The organism is Echinicola shivajiensis (assembly GCF_018642165.1).
GTDB lineage: Bacteria > Bacteroidota > Bacteroidia > Cytophagales > Cyclobacteriaceae > Echinicola > Echinicola shivajiensis.
In genome coordinates this window covers 80,821-92,732 of record NZ_JAHHZM010000013.1, presented here as the reverse complement: position 1 = coordinate 92,732, position 11,912 = coordinate 80,821, and the positions used below count along the sequence as shown (strand labels likewise).

Below are 11,912 nucleotides of genomic sequence, written 5' to 3'. Positions count from 1 at the left end.
GTGATTCAGTTTAGAATTTAACATTTACGTTGAAACCGAATTCTCTAGTAGCTGGCAAAGCACCATTCTGGATACCTTGATAGTTACCGGAACTTGCACTAAACTCAGGATCTGAGTGAGGCAGGTTTTTATGGATGATCCATAGGTTACGACCAAATCCACCAACTGATACTTTCTCGATGAACAGATTACTAAATAAGCTAGCAGGAAGATCATACATCAAGCTAAGCTCTCTTAGTTTTACGAAAGATGCATCATAAACCAAAGCGGCATCAGGAGCATAAGTTCCTGTTTCGCTTGAACCACCATAGTATCCAAGTGGATTCAAGTAATCTCCAGCATTTGCACGGATATCATTTGGAGTACCATCAGCTTTAACACCTGGAAGGATAATTCCACCAGAAGTTTCGTCATTGGTAATAGGATCTCTCATTGGATTACCCAAATCATTCAACCCTGCAGTTTCTGCGTAAAGTCCAGTAGCTCTACCGAAGCCTAAGTCGTAGCTTATGATATCACCACCTTTTTGCATATCAATTAGGAAGCTCAAAGACAAACCTTTGTAAGTGAAGGTATTATTGATACCACCGATCCAGTCAGGCTGAATATTGCCTATGATTTGGTTAGTGTCATCAGTTCTTAGGTATTTACCATCTGCACCTACGATTCTTTCACCAGTCTCATCATGATAAACATAGTTTGTACCAGTAATAGTACCATAAGGCTGTCCTTTTCTAGCGTTAATTGCAGTAGACCAAGCAGAGAAGATCAATAGATTTTCTCCATCTTCATATAGAGAAACTACCTTGTTTCTATTTCTTGCCCAGTTTACATTAACTCTCCAAGAGAAGTCTGGAGTTTTGATTGGATCACCAAATAAACTTACCTCAACTCCTCTGTTCTCCATCTCACCAGCATTAACATACTTATAGTTAAATCCAGTTGAAGAAGAAACTTCTACAGGAAGGATCTGATCAATGGTATTCTTTTTATAAAGAGAGATATCAGCACCTACTCGACCATTCAAGAAATTTGCCTCTAAACCAACTTCCATTTCATTGGTCTTTTCCGGCTTAAGATCTGGGTTGTTTGAAGTATCCGGAGTGTAGAACATTGGAACACCATCAAATGGAGTAGCTGAGCTGAATGTGTTAGTAACACTATAATAAGGAGCATCTCCGTATACACTAGCGTAACCCATTCTCAATTTACCAAAGCTCAATACTGAACTTTCGATCAATTCACTGAACACAAAACTACCAGCTACAGATGGGTAGAAGTAGCTATTGTTTGCCTCTGGCAAAGTTGAAGACTGGTCAATTCTTGCAGTTGCATCCAAGTACAAGTAATCCATGTACCCAAGGGTCAACTGACCATAGTAACCATACTTTCTGTGGTGAATATCTTTTTCTACTGGTGGCTCAAGCGCATTTTTAGAATTACTCAAGGCATAGATTCCCGGAACTACCAATCCACCGTTTGTACTTCCTCTTGAGCTGATGATTTTAGTGTTTCTAACATTAAAACCTACCAAACCTGTCAATGATAGAGACTCATTAAGGTTTTTATCAAAAGTCAAGATGAAGTCACTGTTATATTGTTCAAAAGTTCTTTGGAACTTACCAAAGAACCTGTTACGCTTATCATTCTGATAGTTTTCAAACAATGTCCAATAAGGGTTGTCAAAATAGTGAGGAGAATTGTCACCAGAACCAATTGGATTCCATGTGATATTCTTGCCAGTGCTTTTGTAAGCCATTTCTTGATCTCTAAGATCAACGTTGGTCCCGAACCACTGACGTAAACCTTGGATTACGTTTTTGCCATCATAACCAGTACCATAACGACCTTTACCTTCTACTCTAGTATAAGTCGCTTTACCGTCGATAGATAGACGATCACTTAAGTTATAGGAAGCGTGCATATCCACCACGTTTCTTTTAACATTACTGTTAGGAAGTATACCAGAACGGTCATCATTAGTGTATCCGAAACGAACAGATCCGTTTTCGTTGCTACCTGACAATCCAACGTTCGTGATGTTACCTACACCAGTCTGGAAAATATAATCAGGACCATTTTGTGCAGCAACCCAAGGCTTTGGAGTCAAATATGTATCTAGTTCAGGATAGAAAGAATCCCATCCATAAACCATCAAGTTAGGATCATAGGCTGCACCAAAAGAGGCATCTTCACCAGCCGGAACTTCAAGATCCAAAGTACCATCTCCGTTTACATCATTATCGTAAAACCCGCCAGTCTCACCATAATAAGGACCATATCCCTGACCATATTGCTTTTGGTATTTAGGGAAAGTGCTTTTATCAACCATGCTGAAGTTAGTAGAGTGGCTCAAAGACACTCCCAAACCGCTCTTCTTGCCAGCACCTTTTTTGGTAGTAATCATAATTACACCATTTACAGCATCAGAACCGTAAAGGGCAGCAGCAGTAGCACCTTTCAATACAGAGATAGATTCAATTGTCTCTGGATCGATATCAGATGCAGCATTACCATAATCATAACCACCTCTGTTGGTAGCTTGATCAGTAGTGTTGATGTTAGAGTTACTGATAGGCACACCATCAACAACAAACAAAGCTTGGTTATTTCCAGTGAATGAGTTAGATCCTCTAATAACCGCATTAACAGAACCACCTAGAGAGTTACTTTTCTTAACACTAAGACCAGCAACTTTACCTGATAGAGAACTGATAAAACTTGATTCTTTAGACTTACTGATTTCATCACCTTTAACTTCCTGAACTGAATAACCAAGAGATCTTTCCTCTCTTTGGATACCCAAGGCAGTTACCACTACCTCAGAAAGCTCTTCAGCGTCAGATGCCAAAGCCACATCAATGATAGATCTACCATCGATGGATACATTCTGAGTAGTCATCCCAATAAATGAGAAGATTAAAACATCTCCATTTTCTGGCAAATCCAATAGGTATTTACCATCCAAATCCGTGATTGTCCCTTTTGAGGTACCTTTCACGAGAATACTTACACCTGGGATCGGCTCTCCATTATCTGCTGAAGTAACCGTCCCTTTTACTGATGATGTCTGTGCAAAAGAATATTGCAAAAACATACATAGCAAGAGGGCTAATTGTACACTTTTCTTCATATGCGGTTGATTTGATTTTGATGCAAAGTATACAGCCTCATCAAAAAAAAAAACTTTAAGAAATTTTAACATTAAGATAACATTAGGAAACCAGTATATAACTTTCTGGTTTTCAATGTTTTACAAAGGAAAAAATATTTTTAAAAAAAATTGACCTATTTTAATAGACCATATAATTATTAGAACAAATAATATTTGTACAGAAAACCATTTCCTACAATATATTAAGAATGTTTTTTTCACTGGAACCCAATTTAATTACATACCGGTGATGAAAACTTAATTTAAATTCTAAAGTTTCCATTCGATAATATTGGATTGACTAATCAATTAATAATTTTATTTTACACCTTGATCAACTAACAACTTATTCAGAATATTATTTTGTTTTTAAAGATTTTATAAAATCTACGTATTTAATTATCTCCCTTACTAATTCGAAAAAAATAATGCCATTTGATTGTAAATTTTCACTCTAAAAGCTTCAGTTTTCACCGTTTTCACACGATTATCAATTGATTTATTCTAATTCATAAATTTTCATTATTTCAGAATAATTCAAATTGACGGTATTAAAATCCAATATTTTGAACAAGACCGTAATTGACCTTTGAACTTAAGACTTTAGGTGATTTTGAACGGTTCCTTTTACCCAAGATTTAATAAACCTCTTATTCATAAGCCTATACCATTCACTGAAAGAGCATAAATGAAAAAAGCCATCCGCCGAGGCGGATGGCTTCAAATAAATTAGCTGCTTCAAAATTAATCAATCTACATCCCACCACAATTTTGAATTCAAAGCATCACCATTGGTCAACCTACTTACAGCTTGTCCTCTGTTATTACCGTTCAAGGTTCTTTCAAAATCAGGATACTGTAATCTAAATGGCAAATCAGTAAGGCCTTCAACCAATGAAGAAAATGTATAATCGAATTTAGTTCCAGGCTCAGGAATTACGCTGAATTCAGTACCTGGCATGATGAGGGTCCTGGGATAACCTGTACGCCTATATTCCTCCCATGCCGTATGAGCATCCATATATAGACCAATATATTTTTGGGTCAATACAGTCTCCTCATTCGCTGGAGGCAATGCTGCAATATAAGCTTCTATTTGAGCAGGTGCCACTCCCCATTTCTCCATTGAGGCCCGTACACCGTTTTCATAGTGAGTCTGATCCCAACCATTTAATTCACTGAGAATAAACGAAACCTCAGCAAACTCCATCAGAGATTGAGTAAAGTCGGGAGTATTGATGATCTTATCGCCTGGAAAACTTTCCCAAACAAACAATTGAGACTCTGTAGAACTTTCATTTACGGGCATTCCTATATAGTTACCGTCTTTGTTCACCCCTGCATACTGCTCAATTCGTGGATCACGAATTCCAAGAAATGGATTTGTTGTAATATCATTTAGGTCGTGATCAAACAAATTATTACCTAATAACAACTGACAGAAAGGATGTGAAATAGCGAAATCTGTTCTATTACTTACATTAAAAGCCCTATAAAAAGGTCCGGCATTTACATCAGCAGCCTCGTAAATAAAATTGGCATTATCATCAACAGATGTAAAAACCCCTCTAGCAATCGCATCAGCAATATGTGTGTTCGCTAATGATGGATTGGCATCTCTTATCTTTAAAGCCACTCTTAATCTAAGAGAATTGGCAAATCTCTGCCATTTTGCCATATCACCTCCATAGATAACGTCTGCCACTACTCCAGCTTCATTTACTTCAATCATAGCCTCAGCCTCATCCAATTCATTTAAAATATCAGCGTATATCTTTTCCTGTGTGGCATACACTGGAGCTAATATTTCTTCTTCTGCATCAGCTACTTCCAACGCCTGAAAGTCAGGATCTTCAGACCCAAATGAATAATAAGGAATATCACCCCAGGTATCGGCCATGACATTAAAAGTCCATGACATTAAAATCCTGGCCACTGCTATCTGATTGGCATTTGATCCATACTGGCTATTTTCTACCCTAGTAGCCTCATCTGTATTCAATTGTATCACCTTTCTGAGATCCTCCAAATTGGCATAGAAGTCCTCCCATGTTTCTCTTTGAGATTCCCTGTAAACATACCTGTCCTCATCTGCATAGGCTGTCTGAGTCCAATATTGTACTGTCACCAAAGTAAACCTACCCTGAAACCATTCATCGTAAAAATCATCCATCATCTTTTTGGTCGCATCGTTCAGCAAACCTGAAGTAGGTGGATCGTTTACTTCATTAGGATTGTTTTCATAATCCAAGCTACATGCTGCGAATAACAATGTTATTCCAAGTATATATATTATCGATTTTATGCTTTTCATAATACTTAAGTGTTTATAGTCCAATATCCAACTTAAATCCATAAGTCCTTGAAGTTGGCATAAACGCCCCCTCAATACCTTGAATGTTACCAGAACCATTTACAGCGATTTCTGGATCCAATCCTTTATAATCCAATCCAAATGTCCACAGATTTCTACCATAAGCAGAAACTCTTAATGTCCTTATTAATGGAATAGAACTAATATTGAAATTATAACCCAAGGCCAATTCTCTCACTTTTATATAATCAGCATCAAATACACTTTGTGCACTTGGCATTCCAAAACCGTGATAATGCCTTGCTGCCCACGCTTGACCTTCCACATAGGTTTCATTAGGTGCAGTATTACTAACAGTGTAGGTTCCATCTTCATTGAACTCAACATCACCAGTTACACCATCCAACTTAATACCACCACCTTCAGCGACAGGAGAACGGATCTCATTTCCCATGTCATTCACCCCTGCAGTAGGCCCCCATGTTCCTGCATAGTGCCCCCACATATGGGATACGGAATAGAATTTACCTCCCTGCTGAATGTCCAATAACACACTTAAATCAAAACCGCCATAAGTAAAGTAATTCCTAATACCCATATTATAATCCGGTAATACTGATCCAAGAGGAACTAGATTGGGGGTCCTAGCCCAGTAGCCATTGTCTTGGACCACTCTATTTCCAGCATCATCATACAAGAAATCATAGCCCCAAAGCTGTCCATACCTCTCACCAACGGAAGCTCTCAAAGTCACCCCACTAAATGGTGCCACACCAATATCCATAGCCTCGATACCATCAATAATGCTCTTGACTTCATTATCAATCTTAGTATAGTTCACGGTGATGTCCCAGCTGAAATTACTGGTCCGTACTGGCGTACCTCTCAACATCACCTCTATACCTTTATTAACAATCTCACCGGCATTAATAAATTTAGCTTTATAGCCTGTGGACCTCGATACTTCTAGCGGAATAATTTGGTCTGTGGTCACATTTTTAAAATAGGTCACATCAAATCCAACCCTATCATTCAGCATACTGGCTTCCAAACCGATCTCCCAGGTATCAGTATTTTCCGGTTTCAAATTGCTATTCAACAATTCTTCAGGAGTAAAAACCCTAGGCAAACCTTGGAAAGTACCATCATCATTAAATTGATAGGTATTTATTACTCTATATGGATCCGTATCTTTTGACACCCTAGCTGCCCCTACACGCAACTTACCATAGCTCAACCAGGACAAGCCTAATTTTTCAGAGAATAAAAAGCTAAGTGAGCCAGAAGGATAAAAATAAGAATTGTTGCCTTCTGGAAGTGTTGTGGACCAGTCATTCCTAGCTGTCAAATCCAAATACAACATATCCATAAAACCTAGACTCGCGGTGGCAAATATGCTGTTGATCCCTTTTTTGGTGGTCTGATCATTAACTAATACTGCACCAGCAGAATTCAACAGGTTATACAATTTTGCTACGACAAGTCCACCTGAGGATTCTCCCCTATTGAGATGGAGCCTTTGTCTCATTTGGTTACCTCCAATCAATGCGTTAATATGAAAACTTTCATTGATGCGCTTATCATAGCCCAAAGTCAGCTCATAATTATATTCGTAATTATTTCTTACTGCCTCATAATAGTAGGATTGTGCCTGAGAACCAACAGCGACTCTTTCCCTATTATAAAAGGAATACAAATCGCCACTTACTCGACCACTCAAGTTCAACCCCTCCATTATTTCATAGTTCAGACCTATATTACCATAGAACCTGTCTCTTTCATCATCAGAAAAGTTTTCATAAGCTGCCCAGTAATGGTTATCAGAATAATGTGGAGTAGGATCATCCCAAGAGTTTCTGTTCCATGATCGCTGAGTACCGTCATTGTTCAGGTATTTTTTTGATCTTCCGTAGTCTATTTGACGCTGTGTCCATTGAAACAAAATCTGACCTAGTGGACTACCATAAGGCTGATTGGATGCCGGATACCCCAAAAGCGGCCTACCTTTTGTTTTGGTTCGTACAAAATTCAAAGTAGAATTAGCGCTGAGCTTATCCATTATTTTGGTCTTACCACTCAATGAAAAATTATTCTTCACCATATCAGAACCAGGCAAGGTACCAGAAGTCTTGGTATTGGAATAGCCAAAGCGAACAGCAGAATTGATATTGGAACTGGAAATAGCCACAGAGTTTACATAAGAAACACCGGTTTCAAAAAAGTCCCGCACATCATTTTCAGGGGTAACCCATGGTCTTGGGTTCAAATAATCTTCAGGGTAATCTTCACTGAAAGCATCCCAGTGTAAAACTGAAACATCCGGATTGTACCTTGGCCCCCAGCTTTCATCAATACCATATTGTACTACCTTATAATCAGTGCCATTGATATTGGCTACTTCAAAACCATCTACCCCACCATCTTCATCGCTAATAATCGCTCCTCCTCCATATTTGGTCTGAAGATCCGGCATTAAATAAACACTCTCGAAATTAACCGATGAACTTACATCTACACTAAATGATTCTTTACCGGGCACTCCTCTTTTAGTTGTAATCACTAAAACCCCATTTGCCGCACGGGATCCATATAGTGCCGCAGCCGTTCCCTTTAAAACCGAGATACTCTCGATATCATTTGGATTAAGGTCGTTTAGCATATTACCATAATCATAGCCACCGCTACCTTCCTGCATGTTCTCATCGTTAAAATTGGAATTATTTACAGGTAACCCATCAATCACAATCAATGGCTGGTTTTCACCAAAAAATGAGCTGGCACCTCTAATAGTAATCCTCTTAGACCCTCCCATATTGGTCGAGGAGCTTAACTGAACACCAGAAACACGACCTGAAAGAGAACTCAACACATCTGTCTGCTGAGACTTATTAAGCTCTTCGGAGTCGACTTGCTGAACTGAGTAACCCAGAGATGCTTTTTCCCTTGTGATACCCATTGCAGTAACGACAACCTCAGACAACTCCCTCGCATCGGATTCCATCACTACATCAATTACACTTTGGTCACCGATAACAATTTCTTGAGAAGTCATACCTATAAATGAGAAGATTAACACTTCTCCACCAGATGGTATTTCCAGAGAATACATACCATCCAAATCTGTGATAGCACCCTTAGAGGTACCTTTCACCAGAATACTTACGCCGGGAATCGGCTCTCCGCTTTCAGCTGAAGTAACCGTTCCTTTTACTGAGCTTGATTGTGCAAAAGCGAATTGCCCAATCAAGCCCAGCAAGAGGGCTAATAGTACACTTTTTTTCATATGCGGTTGTTTTATTTTGGTTTAACACTACTTCTTATTTAGAGTGAAAAGTAAATTTCAACCCTAAACACACAGCACACGTACCATAACGTACTGGATATCATCAATTTAAAAAAATAAAATCATTATAAAAAGCAATTTGTTCTATTCAAATATTTTCTATAACTATTATCATATATTGATTAGTCAAAAAAAACACCATTCAATAGAATAAACAATCGGTTTTTTCCGTATCTACATAATTATATTTCAAAGCGACCAAACTATCTTCTCCTACAAAAAAACCTACCATTGTCAACTAAAAAAAAGAATCAGCCACTTTATATACAAATCAGCAAACCAAAAATGGTTATCAAAATATTATTCAAATACAAACTGACACAACCGCAAAGTACACTAGTATTTTTATAACGATTTAAATATTCTTTCGAACTATATTTATTTTCGAAAAAATTAATTCATTTCTAAATACTCAAATACAAATTAAAGCTGATGTACTATATATCTACTAGTCATCCTCACATTAATAAAACAACACCTAATAATCCCTAAACACAAAAAGGGAGTGAAATTAAATCCCACTCCCTTTTCGCTATTCTACTATTTAGGCTTTTCTAATAATCCAGTTTATAAGCTGCAACCTTATTTTTCATAAATGTAGGAACTAATACAATCTGATCTTCTACAAGATATCCAATATCTGCCGTATTAGAACCAGCATCCTTAGTATCCAATAGCTTCGTAGCCTCTCCATTTTGAATAATCCAGATTTCACCAACCCATCTACTAGCAAGGAAGTCATTATCTCCCAAAATAATCAATCCATCCCCCCCTGTAACTTCACCATTGAGCACTTCAGCCATCCCCTCATTGTCATATTTTTTTAATCCCGCTCCATCCAAACCATACAAAACTCCTGCATCATCAAGTCTTAATCCATTAATACCTGTTTGACCTGAAGCTATCTCAGTCACTTCTCCACCTTCAAGTACATGGATTTTCCCAGTTTCCATATCAGAAAAATACACCTTGCTTCCATAAACATCTACATCATTTAGAAAACTTGCTCCCTCTACAGCATATCGCTGGGCAATCTTGGCATTTTCGATATCAATCTCCACCAGCTCATCAATATTGGTCACATAAAGCTTACCATTCAGTATTCCCATACCCTTTGGTGCATCTATTCCAGTCACCCAATCCTTTTCTACAATCTCCCCGTCTTTATTGATAATAGAAATAAATCCAATTCCATCTTTTTTTCTTGGATCTCCGGCAATATTGGAAACATATATAGTACCTGTTCCCTTATCCACCAAAACAGATTCACAAGTAGTTAGCTCATCAGAAGTTTCCCATAATAGTGTCAAACTGGGCGCTACCATTTCCTCTTCGACCTCTATTACACTTTCCTCCTCAGCTTCTTTTTTACTTTCTCCTCCACAGTTCCAAAATAGAAGTGGAGATATCATCATCATAATCAGAAAATTGTTAGTTTTTTTCATGGTCACATTAAACTTTAATGGTTACAATATTAAAAGTACTAAAATAAACTTAGTGAAAATAATAGCCATCTAACAAGCTTATTGCTTAAAATACTTATCCATGGACTAGTTCACCCCCCGTTTCGATACGAAATATGCCGATTGACCTCTTTTTCCCTCAAAATCCAAAGCAATCATATACAATCCCTTGCTATATCCGAAAGGACTTAGCATATTGGATTGAAATACATTTTGCGAAATCAATTTCCTGTACCTTAGGCCTACCCAAAATTCCCATTAATCAAAAACAAAAGACTGAAACAAACCTATTATAGTTTCAGGGAACTGCCTAAAGACTTTCAAATATTGTAAATTACCCCGTTCAACATCGTTAATACTTAAATACCGAATATGAAAAACGCCCTTACCCTTAATGCATTTTTTCTAAGCCTTGCTTTGATTTCCTGTAATTCAAAGGAGGAAAAAATAGATTATACTCAAGTTTCCGACGAGGAAAGACTCGAATATGCCAAGACTATCGCTCATGAAACCATTATGGTAGACGGACATGTGGACTTACCTTATAGGATGAAAGTAGGAGGCTTTACCCTACAAAGAGAAATATTGGATGTATCTGAAAGAACTGACGGGGGTAATTTTGACTTCCCTAGAGCTAAAGAAGGCGGCCTAGATGCACCTTTCATGTCCATATATCTACCTGCAAGATATCAACAAACTGGTGGTGCTAAAATACTCGCAGACTCACTTATTTTAATGACCAAAAGATTGGCAGAAACTTGGCCCGAAAAATTTGCCATGGCCTATAGTCCTGACGATATTGAAGCCAATTTCAAGGCAGGAAAAGTTTCCCTACCTATGGGAATGGAAAATGGTGCCGGCATAGAAGACGACCTTTCCAATGTGTCCTATTTTCATGAAAAAGGTATTCGATATATCACCCTCACTCATGGCAAGGACAACCTTATTGGGGATTCATCCTATGATACCACCAGAACACATGGTGGGCTTTCTGAATTTGGAAAGGAAGTGGTCAAGGAAATGAACAAGGTAGGTATCATGGTAGATATTTCGCATGTTTCCGATGATACTTTTTATGATGTCATGGAACTGACAGATGTCCCTGTAATAGCATCACATAGTTCCTCCAGAAAATTTACACCGGGCTTCGAAAGAAATATGAACGACAAAATGGTCAAAGCATTGGGTAAAAACAAAGGCGTCATTATGATCAATTTTGGCGGAAGTTTCATTGATGGAGACTACAATGAAAGAACTGCGACTGTCAGAGAACATATTGTAAACTGGCTTGCCCAAAATGAACTGAGCAGGAGCGATTCCGCAGCACAAGTATATATAGAAAAGTACGTCGCAGATCACAATGTATTCCCGGATGTAAGCCTTGTTGCTGACCATATTGATCATGTTGTTAGCTTAGTAGGGGTTGACCATGTAGGTTTTGGCTCTGACTTTGACGGTGTGGGAGACTCTCTACCTAATGGACTTAAGGATGTTTCTATGTACCCCAACTTGATCGCTGAATTGCTGAAAAGAGGATATAGCAGAGAAGATATCGAAAAAATCTGCTATAAAAATGTATTTAGGGTATGGCGAGCGGTTGAAGAAGCCGCGAGCTAATCCACTAAAATGCCCCAGTTC

5 protein-coding genes are annotated in these 11,912 nt (G+C 38.1%); 1 reads left to right on the top strand and 4 read right to left on the bottom strand.

The annotated features are described in order from the left end of the window. Positions 1-10: 10 nt before the first annotated feature. From KMW37_RS17440 to KMW37_RS17425, 4 genes are all read right to left on the bottom strand, one after another. Complete coding sequence (locus tag KMW37_RS17440) at positions 11-3,133, bottom strand: TonB-dependent receptor domain-containing protein (protein WP_215225938.1); 3,123 nt, start codon at positions 3,131-3,133, stop codon at positions 11-13. A gap of 769 nt (positions 3,134-3,902) precedes the next feature. Beyond that, positions 3,903-5,468 carry a SusD/RagB family nutrient-binding outer membrane lipoprotein gene (locus KMW37_RS17435; RefSeq protein ID WP_215225937.1) on the bottom strand — a complete coding sequence of 522 codons (1,566 nt, stop codon included), beginning with the start codon at positions 5,466-5,468 and terminating at the stop codon, positions 3,903-3,905. 13 nt (positions 5,469-5,481) lie between these two features. Next, on the bottom strand, positions 5,482-8,751 hold the full coding sequence (locus tag KMW37_RS17430) for a SusC/RagA family TonB-linked outer membrane protein (RefSeq protein ID WP_215225936.1): 3,270 nt from the start codon (positions 8,749-8,751) through the stop codon (positions 5,482-5,484). A 614-nt stretch (positions 8,752-9,365) separates the two neighbouring features. After that, positions 9,366-10,256, bottom strand: a complete 891-nt coding sequence (locus KMW37_RS17425; protein WP_215225935.1) for an SMP-30/gluconolactonase/LRE family protein — start codon at positions 10,254-10,256, stop codon at positions 9,366-9,368. A 390-nt stretch (positions 10,257-10,646) separates the two neighbouring features. Between KMW37_RS17425 and KMW37_RS17420 the strand changes: the two genes are divergently transcribed. After that, positions 10,647-11,891, top strand: a complete 1,245-nt coding sequence (locus tag KMW37_RS17420; protein ID WP_215225934.1) for a dipeptidase — start codon at positions 10,647-10,649, stop codon at positions 11,889-11,891. Positions 11,892-11,912: the final 21 nt, after the last annotated feature.

What these genes read in the sequence shown, in the direction of transcription:
- KMW37_RS17430 (WP_215225936.1), bottom strand. Translation starts at nt 8,751, where the DNA reads ATGAAAAAAAGTGTACTATTAGCCCTCTTGCTGGGCTTGATTGGGCAA.
- KMW37_RS17440 (WP_215225938.1), bottom strand. Translation starts at nt 3,133, where the DNA reads ATGAAGAAAAGTGTACAATTAGCCCTCTTGCTATGTATGTTTTTGCAA.
- KMW37_RS17420 (WP_215225934.1), top strand. Translation starts at nt 10,647, where the DNA reads ATGAAAAACGCCCTTACCCTTAATGCATTTTTTCTAAGCCTTGCTTTG.
- KMW37_RS17425 (WP_215225935.1), bottom strand. Translation starts at nt 10,256, where the DNA reads ATGAAAAAAACTAACAATTTTCTGATTATGATGATGATATCTCCACTT.
- KMW37_RS17435 (WP_215225937.1), bottom strand. Translation starts at nt 5,468, where the DNA reads ATGAAAAGCATAAAATCGATAATATATATACTTGGAATAACATTGTTA.